Raw genomic sequence first — 15,780 nt, 5'->3', positions numbered from 1 at the left:
GAAAAGGCGCCTTATCCCTTGACTGCGCCTGAGGTCAGGCCGCCAACGGCCCGGCGCTGGAGGAAGAGGAAGAGGATCAAGATAGGCAGGGCGAACAGCGTGGAGGCGGCCATGGTCGCGCCCCAGTCATTGCCGAAGTTGGTCTGGAAGCTGTAGAGCCATACGGGGAGCGTCTGAGCGTGGTCTTCCTTGTTGAGAATCAGCACCATGGGGAACTCGTTCCAGGCGGTGATGAATCCGAACAGGGAGGTCGCCATCAGGCCGGGGGCGAGCAGCGGGAAGATGACCTTCCTGAACGCCTGGACACGGGAGCAGCCATCGACCATGGCGGACTCCTCCAGTTCCTTGGGCACCGCCGCGATGTAGTTCCGCAGCGTCAGGATGGTCAGTGGTAGCACCATGACCATGTAGAAGATGGTGAGTGGCACCAGGCTGTTGAGCATGTCGGCGTCCCGCACCAGCATGTAGATCGCGATAACCATGACCTCCCAGGGGGCCATTTGGGCGATCATGAAGACGAGGATCACGCCACGGCGCCCCTTGAATCGCATCCGCGCGATGGCGAACGAGGCGCTCAGGGCGATCAGCAGGGACAGCGCGACCGCCACGATCGTGACGGTGAGGGAGTTGCGCACCAGCGTCCAGAAGTTGGGCGCGTTGATGGCCGTGTCGAAGTGTTCGAAGGTCAGATGGGACGGAAACCAGACCGGGTCCTCGGTGAGGATGTCGCCGGTGGGCTTCAGAGCCGTGTTGAACATCCAGTAGACAGGGAAGACGAACCCGATGGCCAGGACGATCGCCGTTGCGTTGGGCCAGATGCGGCCGAGGCGTGAACGCTTCACAGCTCGTCCCTCTCTTGCTTCAAAACGATGCGGAGGTAGTACGACGTGAGGGTCAGCAGAACCAGGATGGTGAGCATCGAGATCGCCGCGCCCATGCCGAAGTGCTGGTTTCCGACACCCTCGACGAAGGCGTAGATCGGCAGAGTCTCGGTAAGCCGGTCGGGCGCGCCGCCGCTGATGGCGTAGATCTGCGGTAGGGCCTTGAAGACCCAAATGACCTCAAGGAAGGTCGTGGCGAACAGGAACGGCTTGATGAAGGGGAACGTCACCGCGGTGAAGCTCTTCCAGCCGCCCGCGCCGTCCAGGGCCGCCGCCTCGTAGAGTTCGCCGGGGATCGTCGTGGTCGCGGCGTACAGGCTCAGGGCCACGAAGGGCACGGACTGCCAGACGATCAGCAAGGTGATGACGAAGAAGGCGGAGAACTGGGAGCCGATCCAGTTGTAGTCGGCCATCGAGTGCCAGCCGAGCTTGTCTAGCGTCCAGTTCACGACGCCGAAGCGCTGGGCGAAGAGCCACTGATAGACGGTGGTCGCGGCGATGATGGGCATGGCCCAGGTGAGCACCAGGGCCAACTGGAGCGTTACGCGCATCGTCTTGCCGAGGCGGGCGAGCAACAGGCCGATCAGCGTGCTGATCACCATGATGAGGATGACGTTGACGCCAGTGAAGACGATCGAGCGTCCAACGACGCGCCAGAACTGCTCGCTCTTGAGTGCCTCTTCGAAGTTGTCGAACCCGGTGTACTCGGTGAGCCGAAGGATCAACTGCCGTCGGTTGATGTTCTGGAGGGACAGATCACCGTTCTTCACCATCGGCCAGCCCAGGAACACCAGGGTTACGGCTAGCGCGGGAAGTAGCAGCACGTACGGCAGGAAATTGTCTCTGATCCGCTGCCGTTTGGCGTCGAGTCCGCCGGGGGGTTCCCCACTCTTGTGGACGGCGGTTTCTGGCGCCGCGTCCGCGCGTTCAGTCTGCACTGACATGCTCGTCTTCTCTTCCTGAGCCGGACATAGTCGATGCGCTGCCGGGGGCTGGTATGTCCCATCCCCCGGCAGCGTGCGTGTACTTCAGCGGCTAGAGCTCCTGGCCGAGACGCTTGTTCAGCTCGCCCTCAACAGACTTGGCGGCTTCCTCGTGCGACTTGCCGTTGAGCACGGCGGTCATGTACGTCTTGATCGGGTTCGGGGCGTTCTCGACCGAGGCCCACTCGGGGATCAGCGGGGTGGTGCCGCCGCTTACCGAGGCCGCGGCGCTGGCCTCGGCGGCCACGTTGCCCTTGAGGTGGGACTTCAGCGCTTCCTTGTTCGGAATTACGCCGCCTTCCTTGGCAAGCTGTCCCTCGAACGTGTCGGAGAGTGCGATACGCAGGAATTCCTTCGCCAGTTCCTGCTTTTCGCTGCCCGCGGCAATGGACAGGTTGGAGCCACCGAGGAACACGCCCTCGGGCTTGCCAGCGGTCTCACCCGGGATGGTGAAGTAGCCGATGTCCTTTTCTATCTTCGGGTTCGCCTTGATGGCGGTGGCCGCTTCCCAGGGCATGCCGATGAAAGCGCCGGTCTTGCCTCCGGCGAAGACCTCGGCCTGCTGCGGAGTGGCTTCGTCCTTGTCCTTGGGCGCGTCACTGAAGGCGGCGTACTGCTTGTAGATGTCCATGGCCTTGCCGACCTTTGGGTCGGAGAGGTTGGAGACGTACTTGTCGCCGTCCTTCTTCGCCAGTTCGGCCCCGGCGCCAATGGTGAGGCCGTCGAAGAAGTACCAGTTCTGGCCGGGCATGTAGATGGCCTCGGCTTCGGTCTTCTTGTCGATGGTGTCGAGCGCCTTGAAGAACTCGGTGCGCGTCTTCGGCATGTCCTTGATGCCGGCGTCGGCCCAGACCTTCTTGTTGTAGATGACCACGCGGTTCACGGCGAACCAGGGGGCCGCGTACTGCTTGCCGTTGAAGACGGAGGACTTGTTGATGTTCTCCGTCCAGTCGGCGCCGATCTCTTTCTTCAGGTCCGACAGGTCGGCAAGGCCCTCGGTCTGTGCGTAGGCCGGGGTCTGGGTGTTGCCGAGCTCGATGACGTCCGGGGGATTTGTCTCGGAGAGTGCCGTGGTTATCTTCTGTTGAATTCCGTTCCACTGCTGAACTTCAAACTTCAGCTTGGCTCCGGTCTTCTTTTCGAAGGCAGTCGTCACATCTTTCGTCCAGCCTTCCGGCGTGGACCCGTCCATGGCCCAGACGGTCAGGGTCTCGCCCTTCCAACCGTCCTTGCCGGAGCCTTTGTTGTCGTCGCCGTCAGACCCACAGGCCGCAACGCTCACCAACATGGCCGCGACACCCGTCGCCGCTATGAGCCCACGCTTCACAGCACTCTCCTCAGAGAACAGAAATTGGTCTTTAATGGTTTAGACCAGTTCCCGCAGCTTGGCCTAGACCTTTAGGGGTGTCAAGGGTGTATAAGAGTCGCTGTCAGGTCCGTTATCGGACCGACACCTGGGGCCTGCCAACACGTTGATGGGGGCACCTTTGGTCCCGCCCATGCCACGATGTGAGCCGCGCTGCGTTGTCCGGGGAACACCCCCGTACCTCCAGCCAAAGTAACGGAGGAGCCGGTGACGGCAACAGGATCGGAGTCGGGACGTCACGCCATGGGGACCGACGGGGGCACTGCACAGAGCGTCGGCGGCGTGCTGGACAACGGCAACGGGACGGCCGGGAGCGGCACACGCACCGCGCGCGTCCCCAAGTATTACCGTCTCAAGCGGCACTTGCTGGAAATGACCGAAACCATGCCCCCGGGCACTCCGGTGCCGCCCGAGCGTACTCTGGCCGCCGAGTTTGACACCTCCCGGACGACGGTGCGCCAAGCGCTACAGGAACTGGTCGTCGAGGGGCGGCTTGAGCGCATTCAGGGCAAGGGCACCTTTGTGGCCAAGCCCAAGGTGTCCCAGGCGCTGCAACTTACCTCGTACACCGAGGACATGAAGGCACAGGGTTTGGAACCCGCCTCCCAACTCCTCGACATCGGCTACGTCACGGCCGATGACCGGCTCGCCGAGTTGCTGGACATCACCACCGGCGGCAGAGTGCTGCGCATCGAGCGGCTGCGGCTGGCCAGCGGCGAGCCGATGGCCATCGAGACCACGCATCTGTCCGCGAAGCGCTTCCCTGCGCTGCGCCGCAGTCTGGTCAAGTACGCCTCGCTGTACACGGCGCTGGCCGAGGTGTACGACGTACGCCTGGCCGAGGCCGAGGAGACCATCGAGACCTCGCTGGCCACCCCGCGCGAGGCGGGGCTCCTTGGCACGGACGTCGGGCTGCCGATGTTGATGCTGTCCCGACATTCCCTGGACGACAACGGCGAACCGGTGGAGTGGGTGCGCTCGGTCTACCGGGGCGACCGGTACAAGTTCGTCGCCCGATTGCGCCGTCCCACGGACTGACCCAGCGCCCGCTGCGGCCAACCAGCCAACCAGGAACCAGCAACCAGCAACCAGCAACCAGCAACCAGCCGCAGCATCGCGCCCCCACCCGGGCTCGCGGCGCCCCCTGCCACCTGGCAGGCGGGCGCCGCCCTCCCGAACATTCGCCCCACCACTCCCCCGGGCCCCGCCCCGCCGCACAGCCACCCCCCGTGCGCACGGCCGTCCCGCGGTACCGGGCCACCCCCGGCCATACGCCGCCCCACCACACGCCCGCCCTGCCGCCCGCCTGGCCCCACGGCGCCCCGCACAACACCCGCAGTGCCACCGCTGGCTACGAACGCTGCTCCAACGACCACACGCGCTCCGTACGCAGCGGGCCCGACCAGGACAAAAACGGGCCGTGGTCCACACCGAGCGGGGCGAGTTGCGAGCCGTAGCACTGCACGGCCAGGCGCTTGCGGGCCCACTGCGCATCGTCGAGTCGGACGTCCCAGCGAACGCTGAGCCGGTAGCGGTCCGTCAGACTCCGATAGGACTCGCCGTGCTCCGGCTCGGCCGCGAGCGCGGCCTCGGCCGCGTCGGTGTGCCAGCCCGGAGCGTGCCCGGTGTACGGAAGATCGGCGTAGATCAGGGGCAGCGGCGCGCCCTGTGCGGCCCGCGTCAGCAGCGCCTGCTCCCGAACGAACGCGTGGTGGGCCTGCCGAGTGCCGAGGGGGGCCAGCACGTCGATGCCGTCGGGCAGGTCGCGTAGCCACTGGTCGAGGTGGCCGAGTTGATCGGCGCCGCCGTACGGGCCGTCCGGGTGCGGCAGGGTTATTCGGGACACCCCGAGCATGTCGAGGGCTAGCGCGTCCTCGACCGACCGAGCCTCGTACGCCTCGTGCGGCGTACCGAAGCCGCAGCGCTCGTCCCAACCGGAGACGGCGGCCTCGGGCCCAGGCTCCCCGCCGTACACGGTGACGACGACAACCGGGCCGCGCAACCGCGGGATCACGGCCGCCAGCGACAGCACGGCATCGTCGAAGTGCGGTGACAGCACAACGGTGCGCCACCGTGGCGCGTTCGGCGGCGTCGTTGCGGAGCTCACCGCGGGCGCCGTCGCGAAGGGTGTCACGGACGGTTTCACAGGCGCCGTCGCGGAAGGCTTCGCCTCGTGGGTCATGGGTTTGTGATCCTTTCCTACTGTCGAACGCTCCCCGCACGCGCCGGTGCCGGCGGACGAGGCCACGCGTGGTTCATGCAGCGTCCTGACTCTGTCATCCCCCGTACGCGGCTTCGGCCGGCCCATCCGCTCGGGCTATCTGGCGAGTTCCGACTGTACGTGTCGTGTACTGCGCGTATGCGGCGTATGTCGTGTACTCCGTGCATGACGTGCATGCCGTGCATGACGTGCACGACGCACATTTTGCGCATGCCGTGGGAGCCAGCCAAGGCGCCAGCCGGAGAGTGAGTGGCGGCGGAGGCTTCCCTTCCGGTGGCTGCCCGAGCGACGATTTCCGCCAGCCGTTCGACGGACACGGGGGCGGCTGACACGAGTGGCGGTTCAGCGGGTTCCGGATGACGCACGGGCCGGGCCAGCGCCGCACCGCGTGGTACGAGCGTGACCTGTGAGGCATGAGGGAAGGATGATCGGGTGTTGGCGAGGATGGAAGGCGTCTTTGCGTTCCGGTTCAGAGCGGAGGAGGCGTCGAGTGGGGCGCCTTCAGCCCGCAGTACCACCACGACGTCGAGCACGTTCGGGTCCCATCGCAGGGGTGGGGAAGCGGAGTTGCATCAGATGAAGGCGATCGTACGAGCCGTCGGGCGATTGGTCCAGACCACGCCCGGCAGTGACCCACCCGGACGCGCCTGTCCCCCACACCACGGCCCACCCCCCGGCCCACGACCCCCAGCGCGTCCCGGCGCAGCCAGCCCCTTCACCAGGGAGCGCGACAGGGGGCTGCACCAGTGAACACCTCCACACCACGGATGATCTCCCCCCGCACCATCCTCATTTGGTCAGCCGTCGCGATCGTCGCCGCCATCGGCTGGGCCATGCTCGCCCTCTCGCGGGGCGAGGACGTATCGGCCGCATGGATGGTGGCGGCGGCGCTGGGCTCGTACGCCATCGCGTACCGCTTCTACTCGCGCTTCATCCTCACCAAGGTGCTGCGCGCGGACAAGACACGGGCCACGCCGGCCGAGCGCCTGAACGACGGCGTTGACTTCCATCCAACCGACCGCCGGGTGCTGCTCGGGCACCACTTCGCGGCCATCGCGGGCGCGGGCCCGCTCGTTGGTCCGGTGCTCGCCGCGCAGATGGGGTATCTGCCGGGCACGATATGGATCATCGTCGGCGTGATCTTGGCGGGCGCCGTGCAGGACATGGTGACGCTGTTCTTCTCCACCCGCAGGGACGGCAAGTCCCTTGGCCAGATGGCCCGCGAGGAGATCGGCCCGATCGGCGGCGCGGCGGCCCTGCTGTCCGTCTTCATCATCATGATCATCTTGCTTGCGGTGTTGGCGCTGATCGTGGTCAACGCGCTGGCCGAATCGCCCTGGGGTGCCTTCTCCATCGCGATGACCGTCCCCATCGCGCTCGGCATGGGCTTTTATCTGCGGGTGCTGCGGCCGGGCCGGGTCACCGAGGTCTCCCTCATCGGCGTCGTGTTGCTGCTGCTCGCCATCGTCAGCGGCAACTGGGTCGCGGAGTCCTCGTGGGCGGGCGCCTTCACCCTGGACCACAGCACGCTGGTGCTGTGGCTGGTGGCGTACGGATTCATCGCCTCGGTGCTGCCGGTGTGGATGCTGCTCGCGCCGCGTGACTATTTGTCCACCTTCATGAAGATCGGCACCATCGGGTTGCTCGCCGTGGGCGTCGTCTTCACGCTGCCAACCCTCAAGATGGACGCCGTCACCGACTTCGCGGGGCGCGGCGATGGACCGGTCTTCGCCGGATCGCTGTTCCCCTTCGTCTTCATCACCATCGCCTGCGGCGCGCTCTCCGGCTTCCACGCGCTCATCTCCTCCGGCACCACGCCGAAGATGATCGAGAAGGAGACCCAGGTACGGATGATCGGCTACGGCTCCATGCTGATGGAGTCGTTCGTGGCCGTGATGGCGATGGTGGCCGCGTCCATCATCGATCCGGGCCTGTACTTCGCGATGAACGCCCCACCGGGGGTGGTCGGCGGCACCGTGCAGTCCGCGTCCGACGCGATCGCCGGGCTCGGGTACACCATCTCGCCCGACCAGTTGGCCGCAGCCGCCAAGGCCGTGGAGGAGCATTCGCTGCTCTCCCGTACCGGTGGCGCCCCGACGCTGGCCGTGGGTGTGTCGGAGATCTTCTCCGATGTGATCGGCGGCCACAGCATGAAGGCGTTCTGGTACCACTTCGCGATCATGTTTGAGGCGCTGTTCATCCTCACCGCCCTGGACGCGGGCACCCGGGTCGGCCGGTTCATGCTCCAGGACATGCTCGGCAACCTCTACAAGCCATTTCGCGACGTGGGCTGGAAGCCCGGCGCCTGGATCGCCAGCGCCATCGTGGTCGCGCTGTGGGGGTACTTCCTGTGGGTGGGCGTGCACGATCCGCTGGGCGGCGTCAACCAGCTCTTCCCGGTGTTCGGCATCGCCAACCAACTCCTGGCCGCCGTCGCACTCGCGGTGTGCACCACACTGCTGATCAAGTCAGGACGACTCAAGTGGGCCTGGGTCACGGCGATTCCCTTGGTCTGGGACACCGTGGTGACCCTGACCGCAAGCTGGCAGAAGGTCTTTTCCGACGATCCCAGGGTGGGCTTCTTCAGCCAGCGCGACCGCTACCAGGACGCCATCGACGCCGGCAAGGTGCTGCCGCCCGCCAAGAACATGGACGAGATGCACACCGTCGTCACCAACTCGACGGTGGACGGGGTGCTGTCCGCACTGCTCGCCGTGCTGGTGATCATCGTGATCGCGGACGCGACCCGCACCTGCGTCCGGGCCATCCGCAACCCGGACGCCACCCGGCTGCACGAGGCACCGTACGTGAAGTCGCAGATCGTGGCCCCCGATGGACTCATCGCAACTCACGAGGAAAAACGGGAACTCGCGGCGGCAGCTGCTGCGCCGACCGCCGAAAGCGGCCGGGCCACGCAGGGCGACCGATCGCCGTGACCACCGGGACCGGCACCGTAACCACCCACACAGCCGGCACCGTAGCCACCCACACAGGCGCCGCACCCACCGGCATCATGGAACGGAGCCGGACTCCCGCGGCACTCAGACAGCCGGCCACCGTGAGCGTTCGCACCGTTGGGGAAGGGAGCCGATCGACATGATCACCCACACCGCGCGCCGGGCGGCGCACTGGGGCCGCCTGGTGCGCTGGTACGTACGCGAGCTGACCGGCGAGAACACGTACGACCGCTACGTCACGCACACTCGGCGACAGCATCCCGAGGCGGCTCTGCCCAGTCGCGCCGAGTTCGAGCGGCAACGGATGGACGAGCGCGAAGCCGACCCCCGAGGCGACTTCCGCTGCTGCTGACGGCCGCCCCGGTGTCTGCCGCACGGCGGGCACCGGCCGTACCGCGCCACCCTGATGGCCGCCGCTTCCCTTCGAGGGAGGCGGCGGCCATCGGCCGCTGCGGCGACGGGCCGAGGCCCGTACGGCCCGCCGCCGCCCGTGCGGCCGACAGACGCACCACCTTCTTCGTCCGGCTCACCGCATCCCGTTCCCACCCCTTCGGCTCGCTATATCCGCCGCCCCAGATGGCCGACGCGCGGCGAACCCCACTCCTCTTCGGGACGCCGGTCAACACGCGAGGGACTGTGACAAGCCACCAATCCACAGGGGTGCAGCCGAACCGTTCCGGCCCTTGATGACGGGCCCAATGGGCCCTCACGTATCCGGGAGCATTAGCACATCCGTACGAGATTCCTGACGACGCGACACAAGATGTGGGGCTGCATGCGTTGGTCGGCACAAGATGTATGCTCGTGCTCGCTGTCGCCGCAGGGGAATCCGGTGCAAATCCGGAACTGTCCCGCAACGGTGTACGTATGCCTTTTTGCGCATCGTGAGTCCGAGGGCCTGCCGACAGTACGCCCACCACCGGGACGAGTTTCCGGGCCCTGGGCGTCGCATACGTCTGGGCCTCGCGGGTTGGGTCGGTGGACGCTGCGCGGCATGCCCGGCCACCGGCCGCGGCGGCCCGTACGCGCCTTCCGCCCGCCCCGCCTGGCCCCTTGCCGAGCGAGGGAGAGCCACACGTGACCATCGCGCCAGCGGACCCGGTTGCACGCCAGTCCGTCTCAGAGTCAGCGGTCGAAGGAGCCGGGACGCAGCTGTTGCGCGTCCTGACCGACCTCACCGCCGACCTGCCCGCCACCGACCCCGGAAAGGTCGCCGCCACTGCGCTACGCGGACGCCATCCCGGCTCGGACGAGGCGGAGTTGCGGTCGCTTGCGACCGAGGCTGCGGCCGGTCTGATCGCCGAGGAGCCGCAGTATTCGCGGCTCGCCGCGCGGCTGCTGACTCGGGCGATCGCGCAGGAGGCCGCCGAGCAGGGCGCGGTGTCCTTCTCCGCATCGATTGCTGTGGGTCACCGTGAGGGGCTGATCGCGGACGAGACAGCGGCGTTCGTACGGGCTCACGCGGCGCGCCTGGACGCGCTCATCGCGGAGATCAACGCGGTGCCCGGCGACTGGGCTGCGGGTGCTGGCGCGGGCGCTGGCGGACACGGTGTGGGCCGTGCTGATGACCGCTTTGGTTACTTCGGCCTGCGCACCCTGCACAGCCGCTATCTGCTGCGCCACCCGATCACCCGGCAGGTCATCGAGACCCCTCAGCACTTCTTGCTGCGCGTGGCCTGCGGCCTGGCCGAGGACGGCTCGCAGCGGGCGTTGGCGGACGTCAGCGAGTTGTACCGGCTCACCAGTTCGCTCGCCTACCTGCCCAGCTCTCCCACCTTGTTCAACTCCGGCACCCGACACCCGCAGATGTCGTCCTGCTATCTGCTGGACTCGCCGCTGGACGAGCTCGACTCGATCTATGACCGCTACCACCAGGTCGCACGGCTCTCCAAGCACGCGGGCGGCATCGGCCTCTCGTACTCCCGCATCCGCTCTCGCGGTTCGCTGATCCGCGGCACCAACGGGCACTCCAACGGCATCGTGCCGTTCCTGCGCACGCTCGATGCATCGGTCGCCGCCGTCAACCAGGGCGGCCGGCGCAAGGGTGCGGCCTGTGTCTACCTGGAGACCTGGCACGCGGACATCGAGGAGTTCCTCGAACTGCGGGACAACACCGGCGAGGAGGCCCGCCGCACCCACAACCTCAACCTCGCGCACTGGGTTCCGGACGAGTTCATGCGCCGGGTCGAGACGGACGCCGACTGGTCGCTGTTCTCGCCCGCCGACGCGCCGGACCTGGTGGACCTGTGGGGCGATGAGTTCGATGCCGCTTACCGGGCGGCCGAGGCCGCGGGCAAGGCCGTCAAGACGGTGCCGGCGCGGACGCTGTACGCGCGGATGATGCGTACCCTCGCGCAGACCGGCAATGGCTGGATGACCTTCAAGGACGCCGCCAACCGCACCGCCAACCAGACCGCCGAACCCGGCAAGGTCGTCCACTCCTCCAACTTGTGCACCGAGATCCTGGAGGTCACGGACGACGGCGAGACCGCCGTGTGCAACCTCGGCTCGATCAACCTGGCCGCGCATCTACGCGAGGGCCCGCTAGATGCAGCCAACGCCCCCCTAGGCGCTGGTACCGCGGAGACAACAGCCCCGTGGGACGCGGGCATCGACTGGGAGAAGCTGGACCGCACGGTCCGTACCGCCGTCGCCTTCCTGGACCGCGTGGTGGACATCAACTTCTACCCGACCGAGCAGGCCGGCACCTCCAACGTCCGCTGGCGCCCGGTGGGCCTTGGCGTGATGGGCCTCCAGGACGTCTTCTTCCGGCTGCGGCTGCCCTTCGACTCGCCGCAGGCCAAGGAGTTGTCCACCCGGCTCGCCGAGCGGATCATGCTCGCGGCGTACGAGGCGTCCGCAGAGCTCGCCGAGCGGCGCGGCCCGCACCCGGCCTGGGCCGCGACCCGCACCGCGCGCGGCGTGCTCCACCCCGACCACTACGCGGACGCGAACGCGTACTGGCCCGAGCGCTGGGACGCGCTGCGCGCCCGGATCGCGAAGACCGGCATGCGCAACTCGCTGCTCCTTGCCATCGCGCCGACCGCGACCATCGCATCGATCGCGGGCGTGTACGAGTGCATCGAGCCACAGGTCTCCAACCTCTTCAAGCGCGAGACGCTCAGCGGTGAGTTCCTCCAGGTCAACGCCTATTTGGTGGCGGACCTGAAGAAGCTGGGCGTGTGGGACACCCAAACCCGCGACGCGCTCCGCGAGGCCAACGGTTCCATCCAGGACTTCGGCTGGGTGCCGCAGGAGGTGCGCGACCTGTACCGCACCGCCTGGGAGATCCCGCAGCGCGCCTTGCTCGACATGGCCGCCGACCGCACCCCCTACCTGGACCAGAGCCAGTCGCTGAACCTCTTCTTGGCCTCGCCCACCATCGGCAAGCTCAGCTCGATGTACGCGTACGCCTGGAAGCGCGGCATCAAGACGACGTACTACCTGCGCTCGCGCCCCGCCACCCGCATCGCGCACTCCGCACGCGCCGCCGAGGCGACGACCGGCACCCCGACCCCAGCGCCGGCCCCCGTACCCGCGCAGCAGACGCCCGCCGAAATCGACGCGATCGCCTGCTCCCTTGAGAACCCCGAGTCCTGCGAGGCATGCCAGTGACCAGCCCGGCCCAGACCCCGGCCACCACGAACACGACGGAGGCCAAGGCCACGACCCCCGCCAAGGCCACGACCGCCGCCGGCAGTTCGGCCAAGGCCGCGGCGAAGACGAAGAACCTGCTCGACCCGGGCTTCGAACTGACCCTGCGCCCGATGCGCTACCCGGGCTTCTACGACCGCTACCGCGACGCGATCAAGAACACCTGGACCGTGGAGGAGGTGGACCTCCACTCCGACGTCACCGACCTGGCCAAGCTCTCGCCTGGCGAGCAGCACCTGATCGGCCGGCTGGTCGCGTTCTTCGCCACGGGCGACTCCATCGTGGCGAACAACCTGGTCCTGACCCTCTACAAGCACATCAACTCGCCCGAGGCCAGGCTGTATCTGTCCCGGCAGTTGTTCGAAGAGGCCGTGCACGTCCAGTTCTATTTGACGCTGCTCGACACCTACCTCCCCGACCCGGAGGACCGCACCGCGGCCTTCGACGCCGTCGAGAGCATCCCCTCCATCCGCGAGAAGGCGCAGTTCTGCTTCCGGTGGATCAACGAGGTGGAGAAGCTGGACCGATTGGAGTCCAGGGCGGACCGCCGCCGCTTCCTGCTCAACCTGATCTGCTTCGCAGCCTGCATCGAGGGCCTCTTCTTCTACGGGGCGTTCGCCTACGTGTACTGGTTCCGCTCGCGCGGCCTCCTGCACGGCCTGGCCACCGGCACCAACTGGGTGTTCCGCGATGAGTCCATGCACATGGACTTCGCGTTCTCGGTGGTGGACACGGTCCGCGCGGAGGAGCCCGACCTCTTCGACGAGGAGATGGGCCGGGAGGTCACCGCGATGCTGGAAGAGGCCGTGGAGGCCGAGTTGCAGTTCGCCCGCGACCTGTGCGGTGACGGGCTGCACGGCATGAACACCGAGTCGATGCGCGCCTACCTGGAGTGCGTCGCCGACCAGCGCCTACGCCGCCTCGGCCTGCCGGCCCGGTACGGCTCGGAGAACCCGTTCTCCTTCATGGAGTTGCAAAACGTCCAGGAGTTGACGAACTTCTTCGAGCGGCGGCCATCGGCGTACCAGGTCGCGGTGGAGGGCTCAGTCTCCTTCGACGACGAGTTCTGATCGCTCCCTGACACACGGGACGCGCGCCGCTACGAAGTAGCCGTCTGCCGTCTTGCGAGACGGGCGGGCCTGGCCAGGTGGCCGGGTCCGCCCGCCTTTGTGTCTCGCTCCGGCTGTCCCTCGCGCCGTGCTCCAATCGCCCTTGCTCCACTGGTTCTTGGGGTCGTCATCCACCTGGCCGTGCGCCGTGTTTCACCTGTCCCTTTCTTCGCTGGCACGGACCTGCCACGGCCTACGCGGGACACATCACCCCAAAGCCCGCCGGGGCTCGACAAGCCCCCGCTAGCGTGTGCGCATGCCCGGACCCGAACACCCCGCCTACGGCCCGACCTCACCCTCCAGCCCCGGAGCCGCCTCGCCCGAAGGCCACACACCCCACTTCGGAGCGGGGCCCGCCCAGGGCTACTACGCTCCGCAGTACGGGACTCAGCCGCACGTGCACCCGCTCCACTACCCCGGGATACCACCGGGCCAGGGCGGCTACCTCCCGCAGCAGATGCCAGGCATCGTCCGCGCCGCGCAAGTGCTGCTCTTCGTAGGCGCCGGGTTCTTCGTCCTTGTCTCCATCCTCGCGGGTGCCCACGACGGCGCGCGCACTGCGGGCGCGGTGTTCAGCATCGGTCTCTTCTGGTACGCGGGAGCGATCTGCGCGTTCCGGTTCGGCAAGGGGGGCCACGGCACAAAGGTGACCGCGATCGTCTTCACGTCGATCGCCATCGCCGCGAGCCTGAGCGCGATGCGGGAGTACCACACCGGCCCGGCCGCGATCGCCGCCATCGTCACGGTGGTCCTGCTGTCGCAACGCACCACAAGCCAGTGGTTCCGCCGCCCTCGCTGACGGACGGCTCAACCTGCCTTGATCCCCCGCAGAAAAGCCCCCCACACGACCCCGGACACCACCAGGGTCACATCCGGCGCATCACTCTCACGTATGTGCAGGAGCCCATCGGGGCCGGGGGCTACCTCGACGCACTCCCCGCTCGTGCCGCCACCGCTGTAGCTCGACTTCTGCCATCGAAGTTCCGACATCTCGTCCCTTTCACAAGGCGTACAGCAGGTGCTGGATAAGACCAAGAGAGTCCTTCCGCATATGGAACTCGGGTTCGAGTAGGAGGTCAATCGGGGGCAGTGACACACCACTCAAGCGATCGAAAGCATCTGAGAACTCGGCGAGCTGAGAGGGTTCGTTGACGAACGGCGATGAGACCGGATGCTCGACGTATACGGTATTCAGCTCGCTCATGACTGACTCGAACACAACGAACGGCGTGCCGAAGCGGGCTGGATAGTCGCGCGCTGTGAACGGCAGAATCTGGATGCGCACGTGTGGGAGTCGTGCCATCCCCACGAGGTGCTCGATCTGCTTCCGCATGACCTCGGCCCCGACGAACTGCATGTGCAGCGCCGCTTCATGGATAACTGCGTGGAGGGGTACAACGGGTTCGTCTGTGATGATCCGCTGCCGGTGCAGACGGAAAGCAACGGATGCCTCCACCACCTGTAGTGACGCGTCGGGCGATCCACCCTTCAGCAAGGCTCGTGTGTAGTCGGGCGTCTGCAACAGACCAGGAACATAGATCCATTGGAACGTCTTGCAACCGACAGCAGACGACTCCAACTCGGCGAGGTCGAGGGCACCTGCCGCGAGTGTTTCTTTGTACCGCGACCACCACCCCTTGCCCGTGGCGTTGCTCATGGCAACCAAAGCGTTGACCAGAGCTTCGTTCTTGCAACCACAGCCATCCGCCAGAGCCCGCAGCTTAACCTCGGGAATGGCCGTACGAGCCGCTTCGATATGCCCCAGATGTGGTGCGCCAAGGCCAGCGAAGCTAGCAGCTTGCGCCAGCGTCAAGCCCCGCGCTTCTCTGAGCTTTCGCAGCTCAATGCCCAATCGGCGCTGTCGTTGTGTCGGATTGGTTCGTAGCCCCATGACGGCCTCCTTGCGATGGCCAGCAGTCTGCCGTGCGCGGGGAGTTGCGTGCCACTCGTTGGGGGCAATTCCACCGATCGAGTTGCTAAGCAGAAACAAAGCTCTCTACCGTCGAAGACGAACCGCTCGCACGGCGACGCAAGCCGGAAGTACGCCGCAGCCACGCCCAGTTGGCCGCGCGTCGGCGCCCACGCGCACGTACGGGCTCAGGTGCCGAAGGAGTCACGCCATGTGCCCCACCACCGCTGCGACGGAAGCCGCGCCGCACCCCGACTTCTCCCTCGTGTTTCCGCCGGACCCCGGCTGGGTCCGTACCGCCAGGGAGGCCGTACGCACCGCGCTGACGTCAGCGCATCGTACGGAACTCACGGACGACGCCCTGCTGTTGACCTCGGAGGCGGTCACCAACGCCGTCAACGCCTGTTTGCTTTCCGGGTGTTCCGCCCCCGTGACCCTCTACGCGGACTGGACACCCGCGGGCTCTTTCCGCGTGCTGGTCTGCGATGACGCACCCGGCGGCCCCACCGTCTCCCGCCCGTATCGCCGCGGCGGGGACGATGAGCACGGGCGCGGGCTCTTCCTCATCAGCGAGTGCGCCGCCGAGTGGGGCGTGTGCCGGCATGGGCCGGGCCCAGGCAAGGCCATCTGGTTCCGGCTCGGGGCGCGAGTGCGGGCCTAGCGCCGGCCTCCCCAGGAGCTCCGTGCGGAATGGGGGGCC

General features: G+C 67.1%; 13 protein-coding genes and 1 riboswitch. Of the genes, 7 read left to right on the top strand and 6 right to left on the bottom strand.

The window, feature by feature from the left end:
* Positions 1-11: 11 nt before the first annotated feature.
* The 3 genes from FHS42_RS18835 to FHS42_RS18825 all read right to left on the bottom strand — a co-directional run bounded on the left by FHS42_RS18835 (position 12) and on the right by FHS42_RS18825 (position 3,191).
* Complete coding sequence (locus FHS42_RS18835; RefSeq protein ID WP_184573408.1) at positions 12-842, bottom strand: carbohydrate ABC transporter permease; 831 nt, start codon at positions 840-842, stop codon at positions 12-14.
* A complete protein-coding gene (locus FHS42_RS18830; protein WP_184573407.1) occupies positions 839-1,825 on the bottom strand; it encodes a carbohydrate ABC transporter permease in 987 nt (328 codons plus the stop codon). The genes FHS42_RS18835 and FHS42_RS18830 overlap by 4 nt, the downstream gene beginning before the upstream one ends.
* A 91-nt stretch (positions 1,826-1,916) precedes the next feature.
* The gene (locus tag FHS42_RS18825) at positions 1,917-3,191 is read right to left on the bottom strand and encodes an extracellular solute-binding protein (RefSeq protein ID WP_184573406.1); all 1,275 of its coding nucleotides are present in this window, start codon (positions 3,189-3,191) and stop codon (positions 1,917-1,919) included.
* A 282-nt stretch (positions 3,192-3,473) separates the two neighbouring features.
* On the opposite strand from FHS42_RS18825, the gene FHS42_RS18820 reads away from it, so the two are divergent.
* Complete coding sequence (locus FHS42_RS18820) at positions 3,474-4,268, top strand: GntR family transcriptional regulator (RefSeq protein WP_246494985.1); 795 nt, start codon at positions 3,474-3,476, stop codon at positions 4,266-4,268.
* 313 nt (positions 4,269-4,581) lie between these two features.
* Here the strand turns inward: FHS42_RS18820 and FHS42_RS18815 are convergent, their stop codons facing one another.
* Positions 4,582-5,412 carry a PIG-L deacetylase family protein gene (locus FHS42_RS18815; RefSeq protein WP_184573405.1) on the bottom strand — a complete coding sequence of 277 codons (831 nt, stop codon included), beginning with the start codon at positions 5,410-5,412 and terminating at the stop codon, positions 4,582-4,584.
* Between the two features lie 806 nt (positions 5,413-6,218).
* On the opposite strand from FHS42_RS18815, the gene FHS42_RS18810 reads away from it, so the two are divergent.
* From FHS42_RS18810 to FHS42_RS18790, 5 genes are all read left to right on the top strand, one after another.
* On the top strand, positions 6,219-8,387 hold the full coding sequence (locus FHS42_RS18810) for a carbon starvation CstA family protein (RefSeq protein ID WP_184573404.1): 2,169 nt from the start codon (positions 6,219-6,221) through the stop codon (positions 8,385-8,387).
* Between the two features lie 160 nt (positions 8,388-8,547).
* Complete coding sequence (locus FHS42_RS18805) at positions 8,548-8,760, top strand: YbdD/YjiX family protein (RefSeq protein WP_184573403.1); 213 nt, start codon at positions 8,548-8,550, stop codon at positions 8,758-8,760.
* A gap of 459 nt (positions 8,761-9,219) precedes the next feature.
* A riboswitch (adenosylcobalamin-variant (AdoCbl-variant) riboswitch) is annotated at positions 9,220-9,316 on the top strand.
* Positions 9,317-9,485: 169 nt separating this feature from the next.
* The gene (locus tag FHS42_RS18800; RefSeq protein ID WP_184573402.1) at positions 9,486-12,023 is read left to right on the top strand and encodes a ribonucleoside-diphosphate reductase subunit alpha; all 2,538 of its coding nucleotides are present in this window, start codon (positions 9,486-9,488) and stop codon (positions 12,021-12,023) included.
* Positions 12,024-12,175: 152 nt separating this feature from the next.
* Complete coding sequence (locus FHS42_RS18795; RefSeq protein ID WP_246494984.1) at positions 12,176-13,132, top strand: ribonucleotide-diphosphate reductase subunit beta; 957 nt, start codon at positions 12,176-12,178, stop codon at positions 13,130-13,132.
* Between the two features lie 295 nt (positions 13,133-13,427).
* Positions 13,428-13,970 (top strand): hypothetical protein, encoded by a 543-nt coding sequence (locus tag FHS42_RS18790; RefSeq protein WP_184573401.1) that lies wholly within the window; start codon positions 13,428-13,430, stop codon positions 13,968-13,970.
* A gap of 8 nt (positions 13,971-13,978) precedes the next feature.
* Here the strand turns inward: FHS42_RS18790 and FHS42_RS18785 are convergent, their stop codons facing one another.
* Complete coding sequence (locus FHS42_RS18785) at positions 13,979-14,161, bottom strand: DUF397 domain-containing protein (RefSeq protein ID WP_184573400.1); 183 nt, start codon at positions 14,159-14,161, stop codon at positions 13,979-13,981.
* Positions 14,162-14,171: 10 nt separating this feature from the next.
* Complete coding sequence (locus FHS42_RS18780; RefSeq protein WP_184573399.1) at positions 14,172-15,062, bottom strand: helix-turn-helix domain-containing protein; 891 nt, start codon at positions 15,060-15,062, stop codon at positions 14,172-14,174.
* Between the two features lie 229 nt (positions 15,063-15,291).
* On the opposite strand from FHS42_RS18780, the gene FHS42_RS18775 reads away from it, so the two are divergent.
* Positions 15,292-15,741 carry an ATP-binding protein gene (locus FHS42_RS18775; RefSeq protein ID WP_184573398.1) on the top strand — a complete coding sequence of 150 codons (450 nt, stop codon included), beginning with the start codon at positions 15,292-15,294 and terminating at the stop codon, positions 15,739-15,741.
* Positions 15,742-15,780: the final 39 nt, after the last annotated feature.

This window comes from Streptomyces zagrosensis, from assembly GCF_014203645.1.
Classification (GTDB): Bacteria; Actinomycetota; Actinomycetes; order Streptomycetales; family Streptomycetaceae; genus Streptomyces; species Streptomyces zagrosensis.
The sequence above is the reverse complement of the archived record's forward strand: the minus strand, read 5'-3'. Positions and strand labels throughout refer to the sequence as shown.